This window comes from Simplicispira suum, from assembly GCF_003008595.1.
Taxonomy (GTDB): Bacteria; Pseudomonadota; Gammaproteobacteria; order Burkholderiales; family Burkholderiaceae_C; genus Simplicispira; species Simplicispira suum.
The window spans coordinates 699,085-714,459 of sequence record NZ_CP027669.1 but is presented as its reverse complement, the minus strand read 5'-3'; the positions used below and the strand labels follow the sequence as shown (position 1 = coordinate 714,459).

Annotated in this window: 15 protein-coding genes; 10 read left to right on the top strand and 5 right to left on the bottom strand. The window is 64.0% G+C overall.

Translation table 11 applies throughout. The annotated features are described in order from the left end of the window. The first annotated feature begins 3 nt into the window (after positions 1-3). The 10 genes from wbjC (at position 4) to C6571_RS03375 (ending at position 9,452) form a co-directional block, all read left to right on the top strand. Positions 4-1,137, top strand: coding sequence for a UDP-2-acetamido-2,6-beta-L-arabino-hexul-4-ose reductase (gene wbjC, locus C6571_RS03420; protein WP_106445447.1), 1,134 nt, complete (start codon positions 4-6; stop codon positions 1,135-1,137). Between the two features lie 65 nt (positions 1,138-1,202). After that, positions 1,203-2,333, top strand: a complete 1,131-nt coding sequence (wecB, locus tag C6571_RS03415; RefSeq protein WP_106445446.1) for a non-hydrolyzing UDP-N-acetylglucosamine 2-epimerase — start codon at positions 1,203-1,205, stop codon at positions 2,331-2,333. A 5-nt stretch (positions 2,334-2,338) separates the two neighbouring features. Then, complete coding sequence (locus C6571_RS03410; RefSeq protein ID WP_106445445.1) at positions 2,339-3,604, top strand: glycosyltransferase family 4 protein; 1,266 nt, start codon at positions 2,339-2,341, stop codon at positions 3,602-3,604. A gap of 59 nt (positions 3,605-3,663) precedes the next feature. After that, positions 3,664-4,257 carry a sugar transferase gene (locus C6571_RS03405; protein ID WP_106445444.1) on the top strand — a complete coding sequence of 198 codons (594 nt, stop codon included), beginning with the start codon at positions 3,664-3,666 and terminating at the stop codon, positions 4,255-4,257. A 153-nt stretch (positions 4,258-4,410) separates the two neighbouring features. Beyond that, positions 4,411-5,067, top strand: a complete 657-nt coding sequence (locus C6571_RS03400; protein WP_106448018.1) for an acetyltransferase — start codon at positions 4,411-4,413, stop codon at positions 5,065-5,067. A 60-nt stretch (positions 5,068-5,127) separates the two neighbouring features. Then, positions 5,128-5,385 (top strand): AbrB/MazE/SpoVT family DNA-binding domain-containing protein, encoded by a 258-nt coding sequence (locus tag C6571_RS03395; protein WP_106445443.1) that lies wholly within the window; start codon positions 5,128-5,130, stop codon positions 5,383-5,385. After that, entirely contained in the window at positions 5,379-5,774 is a 396-nt protein-coding gene (locus C6571_RS03390) for a type II toxin-antitoxin system PemK/MazF family toxin (RefSeq protein ID WP_106445442.1), read from the top strand. The genes C6571_RS03395 and C6571_RS03390 overlap by 7 nt, the downstream gene beginning before the upstream one ends. A 28-nt stretch (positions 5,775-5,802) precedes the next feature. Next, the gene (locus C6571_RS03385; RefSeq protein ID WP_106445441.1) at positions 5,803-6,996 is read left to right on the top strand and encodes a DegT/DnrJ/EryC1/StrS family aminotransferase; all 1,194 of its coding nucleotides are present in this window, start codon (positions 5,803-5,805) and stop codon (positions 6,994-6,996) included. Continuing rightward, positions 6,993-7,418, top strand: coding sequence for a VanZ family protein (locus tag C6571_RS03380; protein ID WP_106445440.1), 426 nt, complete (start codon positions 6,993-6,995; stop codon positions 7,416-7,418). Before C6571_RS03385 ends, C6571_RS03380 begins: the two co-directional genes overlap by 4 nt. 36 nt (positions 7,419-7,454) lie before the next feature. Then, the gene (locus C6571_RS03375; RefSeq protein WP_106445439.1) at positions 7,455-9,452 is read left to right on the top strand and encodes a polysaccharide biosynthesis protein; all 1,998 of its coding nucleotides are present in this window, start codon (positions 7,455-7,457) and stop codon (positions 9,450-9,452) included. A 74-nt stretch (positions 9,453-9,526) separates the two neighbouring features. Here C6571_RS03375 and C6571_RS03370 read toward each other — a convergent pair whose 3' ends face one another. The 5 genes from C6571_RS03370 to ileS all read right to left on the bottom strand — a co-directional run bounded on the left by C6571_RS03370 (position 9,527) and on the right by ileS (position 15,354). After that, a complete protein-coding gene (locus C6571_RS03370; RefSeq protein WP_106445438.1) occupies positions 9,527-9,892 on the bottom strand; it encodes a hypothetical protein in 366 nt (121 codons plus the stop codon). Then, the gene (locus C6571_RS03365) at positions 9,889-11,307 is read right to left on the bottom strand and encodes an O-antigen ligase family protein (RefSeq protein WP_245901490.1); all 1,419 of its coding nucleotides are present in this window, start codon (positions 11,305-11,307) and stop codon (positions 9,889-9,891) included. Before C6571_RS03365 ends, C6571_RS03370 begins: the two co-directional genes overlap by 4 nt. 57 nt (positions 11,308-11,364) lie before the next feature. Beyond that, positions 11,365-11,853 carry a hypothetical protein gene (locus C6571_RS03360; protein ID WP_106445436.1) on the bottom strand — a complete coding sequence of 163 codons (489 nt, stop codon included), beginning with the start codon at positions 11,851-11,853 and terminating at the stop codon, positions 11,365-11,367. A 124-nt stretch (positions 11,854-11,977) separates the two neighbouring features. Continuing rightward, entirely contained in the window at positions 11,978-12,481 is a 504-nt protein-coding gene (lspA, locus tag C6571_RS03355) for a signal peptidase II (RefSeq protein WP_106445435.1), read from the bottom strand. Then, entirely contained in the window at positions 12,481-15,354 is a 2,874-nt protein-coding gene (gene ileS / locus C6571_RS03350; protein WP_106448017.1) for an isoleucine--tRNA ligase, read from the bottom strand. The genes lspA and ileS overlap by 1 nt, the downstream gene beginning before the upstream one ends. Positions 15,355-15,375 lie beyond the last annotated feature (21 nt).

The window sequence follows — 15,375 nt, the reverse complement described above, 5'->3', positions numbered from 1 at the left end:
TGTATGACCCACACAGTGCTGATCACTGGGGCCGATGGCTTCGTTGGTAAAAACCTGCAATTGCATTTGGTCGAGCGCAAGGATGTGCAGGTGCGCAGCTTTACGCGCAGCCACTCAGTGGGGCAATTGCCTGAATTGCTGCAAGGGGTCGATTTTGTATTTCACCTTGCCGGCGTCAACCGCCCGCAAGACCCGCAAGAGTTTGCCGTGGGCAATGCAGAGCTTACGCATGCGCTGTGCCAAGCGGTAGCAGCGCTGGCGGCCGCTACTGGCAAGCGGATCCCGGTTGTGTATACCTCGTCTACCCAGGCTGCCCACGCCAACCCCTATGGGCAAAGCAAACGTGCGGCAGAAGATGCGCTGTTTTCCCTGGCCGCCAGCCACCAGGTGCCGGTGCATGTGTTTCGCCTGCCCAATGTGTTTGGCAAATGGTGCAAGCCCAACTACAACTCGGCCGTCGCCACGTTTTGCCACAACATGGCGCGTGGCCTGCCCGTTCAGGTAAACGACCCGGCGGCGCCGCTAACACTGGTGCACGTGGACGACGTGGTTGCGTGCTTCCTTCAATTGCTGGATGGTGCCGATGGCACTGTGGATGCAAACGGCTTTGCCACAGTGGCCCCGCAATACACCACCACCGTGGGCGCGGTGGCAGAGCAGATTCAGGCATTCCACGACAGCCGCGCCACACTGATGACCGAGCGGGTGGGCGCTGGGCTGGTGCGCGCGCTGTATTCCACCTATGTCAGCTACCTGCCGGTGGATCGCTTTGCCTACGTTGTGCCGCAGCATGCCGACCCGCGCGGCGTGTTTGTCGAAATGCTCAAGACGCCCGATTGCGGGCAGTTCAGTTACTTCACCGCGCACCCCGGCATTACGCGGGGCGGGCATTACCACCACAGCAAGACCGAGAAGTTCCTGGTTATCAAAGGCCAGGCGCGCTTCAAGTTCAGGCACATGCACACGGGTGAGACGCATGAGCTGCTGGCCAGCGGCGACAAGGCGGAGATTGTCGAGACGGTGCCGGGCTGGACACACGACATTACCAACATTGGCCAAGACGAAATGGTCGTCATGCTGTGGGCCAACGAGGTGTTTGACCGCGCCCAGCCCGATACCTTTGCTTGCCCGGTTTAGGCATTAAATTGGCCGCTAGCGCTTATCCATATTGCGTAACAAGCTATAAAAAGAAGAGTGAATCAATGAAGAAGCTCAAAGTCATGACCGTGGTCGGTACCAGGCCCGAAATCATTCGCCTCTCACGCGTGTTGGCGCGGTTGGATGAGCATTGCGAGCATGTGTTGGTGCACACCGGGCAAAACTACGATTACGAGCTGAACCAGATTTTTTTTGACGACCTGGGCATTCGCAAGCCCGGCCATTTCTTGAACGCAGCCGGTGGCAGCGCCGCGCAAACCATTGGCAACATCATCATCGCCGTCGATGCAGTGTTGGCCGATGTGGCGCCCGACGCACTGCTGGTGCTGGGCGACACCAACAGTTGCATGGCGGTTCTGCCGGCCAAGCGGCGCAAGGTGCCGGTGTTCCATATGGAGGCAGGCAACCGCTGTTTTGACCAGCGCGTGCCGGAGGAAATCAACCGCCGCATCGTCGACCACACGGCCGACATCAACCTCACCTACAGCAGCATTGCCCGCGAATACCTGCTGCGCGAGGGCCTGCCACCCGACATGGTGATCAAAACCGGCAGCCCGATGGCAGAAGTGCTGGCGCACTACCGCCCGCGCATTGATGCCTCTGACGTGCTGGGCCGCCTGGGGCTGGCTGAAGAGCAATTTTTTGTGGTCAGCGCGCACCGCGAGGAAAACATCGATTCAGACCAGAATTTTGGCAAGCTGGTGCAGGTGCTCAATATCGTGGCCGAGCAGTACGGCCTGACGGTCATCGTTTCTACCCATCCGCGCACGCAAAAGCGGGTGGATGCCTTGGGTGCCAAATTTCACGCCAAGGTGCAGTTGCTCAAGCCCCTGGGTTTTACGGACTACAACCGGCTGCAGCTGTCCGCGAAGGCCGTGCTTTCCGACAGCGGCACCATCAATGAAGAGTCGTCCATCCTCAACTTCCCCGCTCTGAATCTGCGCGAGGCACACGAGCGGCCTGAAGGCATGGAAGAGGCCGCCGTGATGATGGTGGGCTTGGAGGCAGAGCGCGTGCTGCAGGGGCTGGCAATTCTGGAAAGCCAGCCGCGCGGCGCTACCCGGCTGCTGCGCCAGGTGGGCGACTACAGCATGCCCAATGTGTCGGACAAGGTGCTTCGTATCATTCACAGCTATACCGACTACGTGAATCGCGTGGTGTGGAAGAAGTACTGAGGCGAATGCCTTCGCCACGCCCCATCCGGGTGCTGCTGCTGACGCAGTGGTTTGACCCGGAGCCCACCTTCAAAGGCATCGTGTTCGCGCGCGAGCTGGTGCGCCAGGGTTTTGAGGTCGAGGTGATCACGGGCTTTCCCAATTACCCTGGTGGCAAGCTGTACCCTGGCTACCGCATCAAGTGGCTGCAGCGCGAGGTGATCGATGGCGTGCAGGTTACGCGCCTGCCGCTGTACCCCAACCACGACCAATCGGCCATCAAGCGCGTGTTCAACTACGCCAGTTTTGCCGTATCGGCGCTGGTCTATGGCCTTTTCATGGCAAGGCGCGCTGATGTCATGTACGCCTACCATCCGCCGCTCACTGTGGGCATTGCAGCCAGCTTGGTTCGGTTGCTGCGCCGCATTCCGGTGGTGTATGACATTCAAGATATGTGGCCCGATACGTTGCGTGCGACGGGCATGCTCAGCAGCCCCAAGGCCTTGAACCTGGTAGCCGCAGTTTGCCGCTGGGTGTATCGGCGCGTCGATAGCATCGTGGTGCTCTCACCGGGCTTCAAGCGCCTACTGGTGGAACGCGGCGTACCTGCAGCCAAGGTAGACGTCATTTACAACTGGGCCGACGAGGCGACACTGGCGACGCCGACAGGACAACTGCCAGAGGCCTTCCCTGGGCCCGAGCGCTTTCGCATTCTGTTTGCCGGCAACATGGGCAAGGCGCAGGCGCTGGGCGCAGTGCTCGACGCCGCTGCATTGCTGCAAGTGGGAGATTCGCGTGTGTGCTTCGTCATGCTGGGCGGTGGCGTTGAGCTGAGCGCACTCAAACAACAGGCAGCGCAGCGCGGGCTGACAAACGTGGTCTTCCTGCCTGCCGTACCAATGGCGGAAGTCGGCACGTATCTGCAAGGGGCCGATGCACTGCTGGTGCACCTGCGCAAAGATCCGCTGTTTGAAATTACCATCCCCTCCAAAACCCAGGCCTACATGGCCGCAAGCAAGCCGCTCTTGATGGCAGTGGATGGCGACGCCGCCGATCTGCTGCGCCAGTCCGGTGGCGGTATCGTGGCCGAATCAGAAAACGCCGAAGCTTTGGCGGAAGCCGCCGCTGCCTTGGTCAATACTCCGCCGCAAGCGTTAATCGCCATGGGCCAGAAGGCGCAGCAGTTCTATGCTCAGCACCTTGCTTTGGCGGTGGGAGTGGGGCAGTTCGGGGAAATATTCAGTAGGTTGACAAAGCGCCAAAGAAGTGAGGCAGATGTACGAAATATTTAGTCATTTTTGCCGCTAGCGCTTATCCAGATTACGCAACATGCTATTGTTTTTAATTTCAAATGAAGCGCCTTTTTGACTTTGCTACCGCCTTGATGGCTCTGCTGCTGCTCTGCCTGCCGCTAACGGTATTGACCTTGCTGGTGCGCCGCAAGCTGGGCCGCCCGGCGTTCTTTCGCCAGGTGCGCCCCGGATTGCACAGCAAGCCGTTCGAGATGGTCAAGTTCCGCACCATGACGGAAGCGCGTGGCCCCGATGGCGCCTTGCTGCCCGACGCCGACCGGCTCACGCCCTTTGGCCGCTTTCTGCGCGCAACCAGCCTGGACGAGTTGCCCGGGCTGTGGAACGTGCTCAAGGGCGACATGAGCCTGGTGGGACCGCGCCCGCTCTTGATGGAGTATTTGCCGCTGTATTCCCCTGAGCAGGCGCGCCGGCATGAGGTGCGCCCCGGCATCACCGGTTGGGCCCAGGTCAATGGCCGCAATGCGCTGGGCTGGGACGACAAGTTCAAGCTCGACGTCTGGTACGTGGACCACCGCTCGCTGTGGCTCGACATCAAAATTCTGTGGCTTACGGTAAAAAAGGTGCTGGTGCGCGACGGCATCAGCGCGGCGGGCGAGGCGACGATGCCGCGGTTTACGGGGAGCAAGCCATAGGGGGCCAGGTCGCGCCTTGCCTCGCCGGCACCGGGCGGTGAAGATGGCAGAAATGGCCGCTCCAAATTTTGAAAAAATGGGCCTCTAGCGCTTATGCAGTAAGCGAAAGCAGCTATCAATACTGAAGTGACCAGCAAAGAAGGAACCCGCACCATGCAGCAGCAGGACTTGTACGCCGTCTATGGCGCCAGTGGTTGCGGCCGCGGCATCATGCCGCTGGCGCGCCAGCAACTGGCGCTGGCTGGGGTGCCTGCCAGCCGCTTGGTGTTTGTGGACGACGCGCCGGGGCCGGCCTTGGTCAACGGCCAGCGCCTCATGACCTATGCGCAGTTTCTCTCTGAGCCCGCCGCCGGTCGCTATGCCGTGCTCGCGATTGCCAGCGGCACGGTGCGTGAGGCGCTGGCCCAGCGCTGCGCAGCCGATGGCGTGCAGCCCTGGACGGTAACCGCCGGTAATGTGGTGCAAATGGACGATGTGCAGCTGGGTGCGGGTGCGGTGCTCAGCCCCTTCGTCACGCTCACCAGCAATGTGCGCATTGGCAAGCACTTTCACGCAAACCTTTACAGCTACGTTGAGCACGACTGCGTGGTGGGCGATTTCGTGACCTTTGCGCCGCGCGTGCATTGCAACGGCAATGTCGTGGTTGAAGACCATGCCTACATTGGCACGGGTGCCATCCTGAAGCAGGGGCAACCGGGCAAGCCGTTGGTGATTGGCCGGGGCGCCGTGGTGGGCATGGGCGCGGTAGTTACCAAGAGCGTGGCGCCGGGCGCGACCGTGGTGGGAAACCCTGCGCGGCTGATGGGTTGAACTGGAGACGCCGTCGTTTATACTCTGTTTAAACATTTTGCCCGTATTAGGAGTTTTTCCATGACCGACGCCACCGTCCTCACACTCAAACACTGGGGCAACAACCTTGGCGTGCGCTTGCCCGCTGCCATTGCTCGGGCGGCACGGCTGCAGGCGGACCAACAGGTCAAAGTGCGTGTGGACGAAGGCCGCGTGGTCATTGAGCCGCTGGCCGATGCACCTTTGACGCTGGCCCAGCGTCTGGCCCGTTTCGACCCCCAGGTGCATGGTGGCGAAGCCATGGCAGCAGGGCAACCCATTGGGGCGGAGGCTTGGTAACGCGATCGCGTGCGGCGGCCGCTGCACTGCCTTGGGTACCCGAGCGCCAACAAGTCATCTGGATCGATTGCAATCCGCAGGCTGGGCGCGAGATGCGTGACGTGCATCCCTTTCTGGTGCTGTCGCCCCGAGCGTTCAACGACCGTACTTCCCTGGTGATTGGCCTGCCGATGACGACGGCGCCGTACAACGCGGGCAATCCTTTCGCTGTACAGGTGGGCTCGGCCAGCGGGCGCAAGGCAGGCGCTGGCAGCTTCGTGCTGTGCCACCAACCCAAATCGTTCGACTGGCGCATGCGTGGCGGCAAGCCGCATGGCGGCATGCAGGTGTCGGACGACGCTTTTGCGCAAGTGCTGCTTGTCTTGGGCCAGATCATCCAACTGGGCTGATGCTTCTGGCAAAGTCCTTTCCTGTTTTATGCTGAACACTTCTTTTTCCCCCTGGCCTTCCTTTACCACCGAAGAGGCCGACGCTGTGCGCGACGTGCTGCTGTCCAACAAGGTCAATTACTGGACCGGCACCGAGTGCCGCACTTTTGAAGCGGAGTTTGCCGCCTGGGTAGGCGTGCAGCATGCTGTGGCGCTGGGCAACGGCACGCTGGCGCTCGATGTGGCGCTCAAGGCATTGGGGATTAGCCCCGGCGACGAGGTGGTGGTCACGCCGCGCACCTTTATGGCCAGCGTGTCGTGCGTGGTCAATGCGGGTGCCACGCCGGTGTTTGCCGATGTGGATGCCGACAGTGGCAACCTCACGGCCGCGACCATTGCCGCCGTGCTCACGCCCGCTACCCGCGCCGTCATCGTGGTGCACCTGGCCGGCTGGCCCTGCGATATGGATCCGATCATGGCGCTGGCCGAGCAGCATGGCTTCAAGGTGATTGAAGACTGCGCGCAGGCGCATGGCGCACGGTACAAGGGCCGCAGCGTGGGCAGCATCGGCCACGTGGGCGCCTGGAGCTTTTGTCAGGACAAAATCATGACCACGGCGGGCGAGGGCGGCATGGTCACCACGAACGACGAAGCCCTGTGGCGCGCCATGTGGGCCTACAAAGACCACGGCAAAAGTTACGCAGCGGTGTACGAGCGCGAGCATCCGCCGGGTTTTCGCTGGGTGATCGACAGCTTTGGCACCAATTGGCGCATGCTCGAAGTGCAGGCCGCCGTGGGCCGTATTCAGCTGCGCCGAATGTCAGAGTGGACGGCGCAGCGCACGGCGCATGCCCAAGCCATTTGGGCCGCCTGCCGTGGTTTTGCTGCGGTGCGCGTGCCCGACTTTGCTGCCACCATGCCTGGTAGCGTGCACGCACACTACAAGTGCTATGTGTATGTGCAGCCCGCGCATCTGGCGTCGGGCTGGAGCCGCGACCGCATCGTCGAGGCCATCAATGCCCAGGGCGTGCCCTGCTACCAGGGTTCGTGTTCCGAGGTGTATTTGGAGAAAGCCTTTGACGGCACCGGCTGGCGCCCGGCAGAGCGCCTGCCCGTGGCGCGTGCGCTGGGCGAAACGAGCCTGATGTTTCTGGTACACCCCACGTTGACGCCCGCCGAAATTGACCGCAGCTGCGAAGTGATTCGCCAGGTGCTGGCCCAAGCCGGGGGCGCGGCTGCATGACGCGGGCCTTGGTCATTGCGCGGGTTCTGTTTGGCATTGCGCTGCTTGTCACCCTGGTATGCCTGTTGGCGCCAGCGGACGCGGTGCTGGCCGCGAAGGTCTGGGCGGCTTCCTGGCTGCCCATGGCCGCCGCGCTGGACGCTGCGGACGCCACCGCGTGGTCGGACAAACTGGTGCACGCCAGCCTGTTTGCCCTGCTGGGCGGCCTGGCCGCGCGCAGTTGGCTGCAGCCCGGCCAGCGCTGGCGTGTGGCGGTGGCATTGCTGCTGCTGGGCGCGCTGACCGAGGCACTGCAATCCGTCATTCCCGGCCGCAGCGCCTCGCTGGGCGATTGGCTGGCCGATGCCGCCGGTTTGGCGCTTGGCTGGATGCTGTGGCAGCCTGCGCCGGCGCCGCTTCGCCCGCTGCGCCTGCAGTCATGAAGCTTGTTTGCATGCAATTCCTATAGAAACTTCGCCATGAAGTCAAACACGGTCTTTCGGTGGTTTTTGGCCTTGCCGCGCCCGGCCAAGCGCGTGTTGGCGGTGCTGCACGATGGTTTCTTCTGCGGTTTCACTGTTTGGCTGGCGGTGTGTCTGCGGCTTGAACACTGGGCCGCTTGGAGCCCGTCGTACACGCCGGCGGTGGTGGGGGCTGTGGGCTTGGCCTTGCCTTTGTTTGCCTATTTCGGGCTGTACAGGGCGGTGTTTCGCTATGCCGGCTGGCACGCCATGCTCAGCCTGATTCGCGCCATCGCGGTCTACAGCTTGGTGTACATGGTTATTTTTACGGTCATTGGCGTGCCGGGCGTGCCGCGCTCGGTAGGCATTGTTCAGCCCTTGCTGATGTTTTTGATGGTGGGCATCAGCCGGGTGGGGGTGCGCTTCTTTCTGGGCGACCTGTACCGCCGCATGCTTGGCAATGCCAGCCTGCCCGGCGTGCTGATCTACGGCGCGGGGTCGGCGGGGCGGCAGCTGGCATCGGCCCTGCGCAACGGGCGCGAGCAGCGCGTGGTGGGCTTCATCGACGACGACGCCCGCTTGCACGGCCACACGGTCGATGGCCTGCGCGTGCATGGGGTGGACCAGCTTTCCGCGCTGATTGCCAAGCAGCATGTGGGCCATGTGCTGCTGGCCATGCCCTCGCTCGGGCGCAAGGAGCGCAACGCCATCGTGCAGGGCATGCGGCCGTACCCGGTGCATGTGCGCACGCTGCCGGGGGTGTCCGAGCTGGCTTCGGGCAAGGTGTCGCTCAAGGATGTGCAGGAGCTGGACATTGCCGACATCCTGGGGCGCGAGCCGGTGCTGCCCAATGGCATTTTGCTCAACCGCAATGTGCGCGGCAAGGTGGTGCTGGTCACGGGCGCGGGCGGCTCCATTGGCAGCGAGCTGTGCCGCCAGGTGCTCAAGTGCGCGCCGGCCTGCCTGCTGCTGGTGGAGATGAACGAGTTTTCGCTGTACCAGATTCACCGCGAGCTGGAAGACGCGCTGGCGGCGCAGGACGGTCCATCGCCCGAGCTGGTGCCTCTGCTGGGGTCGGCGCAGAACGAAGTGCGGATCGGCGCCATCATGGCTGCCTGGCACCCGCATACCGTGTACCACGCAGCCGCTTACAAGCATGTGCCGCTGGTGGAATACAACCCCGGCGAGGGCCTGCGCAACAACGTGTGGGGCACGCTGGTGTGCGCGCGGGCGGCGGCGCGCCATGGGGTGCAGAGCTTTGTGCTCATCAGCACCGACAAGGCGGTGCGGCCCACCAACATCATGGGTTCCAGCAAGCGCATGGCCGAGCTGGTGGTGCAGGCGTTTGCCGCAGGGGCGCCGGTGGCAGGGCCTGCCGGGGCGGCCGCCACGTGTTTTTCCATCGTGCGCTTTGGCAATGTGCTGGGTTCGTCGGGCTCGGTGGTGCCGCTGTTTCGCCAGCAAATCGCCAAGGGCGGGCCCATTACGCTGACGCACGCCGAGGTCACGCGCTACTTCATGACGATTCCCGAGGCCGCCGAGCTGGTGGTGCAGGCCGGGGCCATGGCGAGCGGGGGCGAGGTGTTTGTGCTCGACATGGGCGAATCGGTGCGCATCATGGATCTGGCCTACCGCATGGTCGAGCTCTCGGGCATGCGCGTGCGCGACGCCAGCTGCCCCGAGGGGGAAATCGAAATCAAAATCACGGGCCTGCGCCCCGGCGAGAAGCTGTATGAAGAGCTGCTGATCGGCAACAACCCCCAGCCCACCACGCACCCGCGCGTGATGAAGGCCAGCGAAGCCTCACTGCCCTGGCCTGCGCTGGAGGGCGAATTGGCCGCGCTGGATGCCGCCCTGGCGGCGGGCGACATGGCCACGGTGGGCAACATGCTGCATCGGTTGGCGGGCTACACGCCCAGCGGCGAAGAAAAGGGCTCGCTGCTGGCCGAGCGCATGGCGCGCACCGAAGGCGAAGATTCGGTGTTTGGCCTGGCCGATGACAGCGTACGGGCGTGAGTGCCCAGAAAATTGGGGTCAGATTCCAATTTCCGGGCCTGAATTGCTTAATTTGGGGTCTGACCCCAATTCTTTTACTGCTGCACGCAGTAGAAACCTCCATCTTCGAACGGAAACCCCTCCACGCTGAGCGCGTGCGGGTGAAAACCGCTGGGCACAAAACGTTTGCCGCTGTGGTTGAGGGTGGCGCAGTATTCGCGGCCTCTGGCCAATTGGGTCGCAGGTACGGGGCCAAAGGCTTCGGGGCGGTCCCAGCGTTTGAGGCCGCCTTCGGTCATGACGAGTTGCGGCGGGGTCGGCGAAGGGCTGGCGCCCGGACCGGCGGCGCAGCCGGGCAGCAGGGCGGCGGCCAGCAGGGTGGCGCAGGCGGCCATCCATGGCGCTATGGCGCCCGGCGCAGTACGGCGGGGCGCATGCCCTGAAGTCTGCGCGCCGCTCATGCCTTGGCGCGCGGCGCATCCATCGGCCGCAGAAAGACACCCATCAAAAACGCTGCGGTCAGGGCCAGCGCCGGAATGTGCATATTGAATTCCACCGTGCTGTGCACCAGCAGGGCCAGCGCGCCCAGGCCGCAGTAGGCGCGCAGCGCCAGTTCGCCCGTCAGCCGGCGTTCTGCCCGGTAGGCGCGCAGCAGCCGCACCCACTGCGCAACCACCAGCGCAGCCACGGCCAGCGCCAGCAGCAGGCCGGGCAGGCCCAGTTCCATCAGCAGTTGGGCGTAGTCGTTGTGGGCGTACTCCACGTAATGCAGCGAATCGGCCGCCTGAAAGCGCGGAAACACCGATTCGTAGGTGCCCGCGCCGCTGCCCCAGGGCCAGAAGGCGCGGGCGCCCTCCAGGGTGGCGGCGGTGAAGTTGTTGCGGGTTTCGGCGTCAAGCTGCACAGTGGCTTTGTCCAGCCGCTGGCCCACGCGCTCGGCGCCCACGCCGGCAAGGGCCAGCAGAGCAAACACGGCAGCCGCTACCGCAAGCAGGATCTGCTGTTTGCGGCTGAGCTGGCTTTTGAGCTTGACGATGAGTAGCAGGGTGCATGCCATGAGCACCAACGCGGCCGACAGCAAGCCGCCGCGCGAGAGCGTGGCCAGGGTGACCACCAGCAGCGCAAAGCCAAAAAACAGCCACAGCGCACCGGCACCACCCAGGTGCGCACGGCGGTGGCGGGCGGCCGCGCGTGCGGCCCGTCCGCCCGTGCCTTCGGCCAGACGGTAAAACCACAGCGGCATCAGCATGACGAGAAAATCGGCCAGATGGTTGCGGTTGGCAAAGCTGCCGACAAAGCCGGTGGCGCTGTCGGCGCCAAAATACAGCGGCGAGCCCGCGCCCATCCAGAACTGCAGCACCGCCAGCAGCATTTCGAAAGCACCCAGCACCAGCAGGACCACCAGGCATTTTTCAATGAGCGGGCGCGGCAGGAACAGCGCGGCGAGCAAGGTGGCCAGCGCCGGAATGCCCGAGAGCAGGGCGGTGAGCGTGGCGTCGGGGTTGAGGCTGAGCGGCAGGCTTTGCGGCAGGTTGCCACCAGCCGCCGCCAGGGCGTCAAAGTACCAGCCGCGCCCCGCCAGGCTGGACCAACTCCCGGCCGGCAGCGGCGTGAGGTGCAGTAGGCCCAGCCACAAGGGGCTGCTGGCTACAAAAAACAGGGCGACGGCGCTCCAGAGCGGCATGCCGACGCGCTGCTTTCCGCGCCGCTCTGCAGCGCCGTCTGCCGCGCCGAACAGGCGGTCAAAACTGACCGAGCCCAGCAGCACCGCGAGCAGCAGGGCGCTGAGCAGGAGCAAGCCCACCAGCGCAATTTGCCGATTGCCGCCGCGCAAAACCGGCGCCAGCGCCAGCAGCGCGCAGGCCAAAAAAAACACCAACCAGTGACTAGCCTGGTTGGTGTTGGAGCGGGCGTGGCGTGTGGACGAGGCCAATCAGCTACCGCTGGCTTTGTCTTTGTTTTGGTCGGCGATGATGGCGCCAGTGAGGATGATGCCACCCCCAATGGCCGCCAGGGTCCCGGCGCCCAAGCCGGCAAGGCCGCCCGCACCAGCGCCAGCGCCGCCTGCAGCGCCGCCGCCAGTACCAGTGCCCAAAGGTGCCTGCGCGAGGCGCGTGGTAGCGGCTAGGCTCTTGACGGATGCAATCGACTGTTCGCAGGTGAGCTTGGAATTGACGGTGTAGTGCTGGCTGCCCATGAGCGAGACGGTGCAGCCATTGGCCAGTGCAACCGTTGCCATGCCTTTGCTGGATACCAGCACGGTGCTGCCTTCAACCAGCGGCATGCCGTTTTTGGCCTGGGCCACAAAGCCCTGGCCGCCAACGCTGACGTTGCCAACGACGTTGTCCAGCGTGCCAACGCTGGAAGCAGCTTGCGCGCCAAAGGCGCAGCAGGCGAGAACGGCAATTGCGAGTTTTTTCATATCTCTCTCCGGGGTGACGGTTTGGTAAAGGTTATATCACAACAAAAGAAGCGGTGGCGAGGGTGCGTTGCAAATAATCGGGCCGTATGGCGTGCAGCCAACAGCGCTTGCGCCCACCAGCGGCCTACCGCGACCCGCGCACCCGCAGCAATTCGTCCAGCACCAGGCACACAGCGCCCAGGGTGATGGCCGAATCGGCCACGTTGAAGGCCGGAAAGTGCGAGCCCGCCCAGTGGAAGTCCAGAAAATCCACCACGTAGCCGTGCAGCAGCCGGTCCACCACGTTGCCGACCGCTCCGCCGAGAATGCTGGAGAGCGAAAACGCAAACAGCCGCTGGCCTGGGTGGGCACGCAGTTGCCAGACGATGAACAGCGCTGCTGCCACGCCAAAGCCGGTAAACAGCCAGCGTTGCCAGCCGCCGGCCTGAGCCAGAAACGAGAACGCCGCGCCCGTGTTGTGCGCCCGCACGATGCTGAAGAAACTGGTGATGGGCGTGGCGTCGCCCAGCCGGTAGGCGCCCAGGATCAGCGTCTTGGTCAGTTGGTCGACGATGAGGATGAACAGCGCCCAGCCGATCCACGGCCAGAAGCTGCCGGCCGCGCGCGGAGCAAAGCTGCTGCGGGCCATCAGGCATGCGCCCGGGTTTCGCCCGCGCCAAAGAGGTTGCTGGTGCAGCGGCCGCAGAGCGTGGGGTGAGCGGCGTCGTGCCCCACATCGGCGCGGTAGTGCCAGCAGCGCTCACATTTGGGGTCAAAACTGGCTCCAGCGCTTATTTGGATTGCGTCTCCAGCTACCAACTCAATAGCAGAGGTGATGAACACGTATTTCAGATCGTCGCCCAGGCTCGCCAGCAGCGCGTGGTCCTCAGGCGCTACGGTGAGCTGCACGGTGGCCTGGAGCGACGCGCCTACGGTGCCGACGGCGCGCAGTTGCTCGATTTCCTTGTTCACCAGGTCGCGGATGTCGCGAATGCGCGCCCACTTGGCCAGCAGCCCCTCGGCCGGTTCGCCCAGCGCGGTGTACTGCTCCATGAAGATGGAGTCGCTGCTGCCGACAATCTTCCACGCCTCTTCGGCGGTGAACGAGAGGAACGGCGCCATCCAGCGCAGCATCGCCTGGCTGATCTGGTACAGAGCCGTTTGCGCGCTGCGCCGTGCCAGGCTGTGCGGCGCGGTGGTGTAGAGCCGGTCCTTCAGAATGTCGAGGTAGAAGCCCCCCAGGTCTTCCGAGCAGTAGAGCTGCAGCTTGGCGACCACGGGGTGAAACTCGTACACCTTGTAGTGCGCGAGGATGTCGGCTTGCAGCTCGGCGGCGCGGGCCAGGGCGTAGCGGTCGATCTCCAGCAGCTCGGCTTCCGACACTGCGTCGGTGGCCGGATTGAAGTCGCTGGTGTTGGCCAGCAAAAAGCGCAGCGTGTTGCGGATGCGGCGGTAGGCGTCCACCACGCGCGCGAGGATTTTCTCGTCGCCGGCAATGTCGCCCGAATAGTCGCTGGACGCCACCCACAGCCGGATGATTTCGGCACCCAGCTTCTTGTTGATGTCCTGCGGATCAATGCCGTTGCCCAGCGACTTGCTCATCTTGCGGCCCTGGGCGTCCACCGTGAAGCCGTGCGTCAGCAGACCGCGGTAGGGCGCGCGGCCTTCCAGGGCGCTGGCCAGCAGCAGCGAGCTGTGAAACCAGCCGCGGTGCTGGTCGTGGCCTTCAAGGTACAGGTCGGCCTCGGGGCCGCTGTCGTGGTGGGCGCCGGCGTGCGAGCCGCGCAGCACATGCTGGAAGGTCGAGCCCGAGTCGAACCACACTTCGAGGATGTCGGTGCTCTTGGTGTAGTGGGGCGCGTCGGTGGCGCCCAGGATGTCTTCGGTGGTGACGCGGCTCCAGGCCTCGATACCGCCTCTTTCCACGATGTCGGCGGCCTGGTCCAGGATCTCCATGGTGCGCGGGTGCAGCTCGCCCGAATCCTTGTGCAAAAAGAACGGGATCGGCACGCCCCAGCTGCGCTGGCGCGAAATGCACCAGTCGGGCCGGCCGGCAATCATGTCGTGCAGGCGCGCCTTGCCGTTCTCGGGGTAGAAGTGCGTTTGCTCGATGGCCTTGAGCGCGGTCTGGCGCAGGGTCTCAGGCGCTTTGTCTTTGGTGAATACGCCCTTGGTGGACGCAGTCTCTTCGTCCATGCGAATGAACCACTGCGCTGCCGCGCGGTAGATCACCGGCGTCTTGTGGCGCCAGCAGTGCGGGTAGCTGTGGCTGATGCCCTCGGTGCCCAGCAGGCGGCCGGCGGCTTGCAGGGTTTCGATGATGGCGGGGCAGGCCTTCCAGATGTTCTGGCCGCCAAACAGAGGCAGATCGGGCGCGTAGCTGCCGTTGCCCTGCACGGGGTTGAGGATGTCGTCCGTGGCCACGCCGTGCGCGATGCAGGAGTTGAAGTCTTCCACGCCGTAGGCGGGCGACGAATGCACGATGCCGGTGCCGTCGCTGGCGGTGGCGTAATCGGCCAGGTACACGGGCGAGAGGCGCCGGTAGCCAGGATCGACGTCGTAGAGCGGATGCTCGAACTCCAGGCCGGCCAGCGCCTTGCCCGGAGCCAGGGCCAGTACCAGGCCTTCGAGGCCCCAGCGGGTCAGGCAGCTCTCCACCAGCGACTCGGCCATGACGAACACGCCGCGCGCGGTGTCCACCAGGGCGTAGGTCAGGTCCGGGTTGAGGTTGAGCGCCTGGTTGGCCGGAATCGTCCAGGCGGTGGTGGTCCAGATGACGGCAAAGGCGTCTTTGGTCAGCGCGCCCAGGCCAAAAGCGGTGGCCAACCGGGCCGGGTCGTGCGCCTTGAAGGCGACGTCCAGCGTCTGGCTTTTCTTGTCCTGGTATTCGATTTCGAATTCGGCCAGCGACGATCCGCAGTCAAAGCACCAGTACACGGGTTTCAGGCCACGGTAGACAAAGCCGCGCTCGATCACACGCTTGAAGGTGCGGATCTCTTCGGCCTCGTTCTCCGGGTCCATGGTTTTGTAAGGGTGGTCCCACTCGCCCAGCACCCCCAGGCGCTGGAAGTCCACCATCTGCTGCGCGATTTGTTCGGTGGCATACGCGCGGCCTTTGGCCTGCATGTCGTCGCGCGAGAGCTTGCGGCCAAACTTCTTTTCAATGGCGTTTTCAATCGGCAGGCCGTGGCAGTCCCAGCCGGGGACGTAGAGGGCGTCAAAGCCTTCGAGCTGGCGCGCCTTGACGATCATGTCCTTCAAGATCTTGTTGACCGCGTGCCCCATGTGGATCTGCCCGTTGGCGTAGGGCGGGCCGTCGTGCAGGATGAACTTGGGAGCGCCGCAGCGGGCCGCACGCAGGCGCTTGTACAGGCCTTCGTCGTTCCATTCCTTGACCCAGCCTGGCTCGCGCTTGGGCAGATCGCCGCGCATCGGAAAGGGCGTGTCGGGCAGGTTCAGGGTTTTGCGGTAGTCCTGCGTGGGCGCAGCAGCGGTGGATGGGTTTGGATTGGCGTCGGACATCAGGGTTCTTGGAGGCTGTGG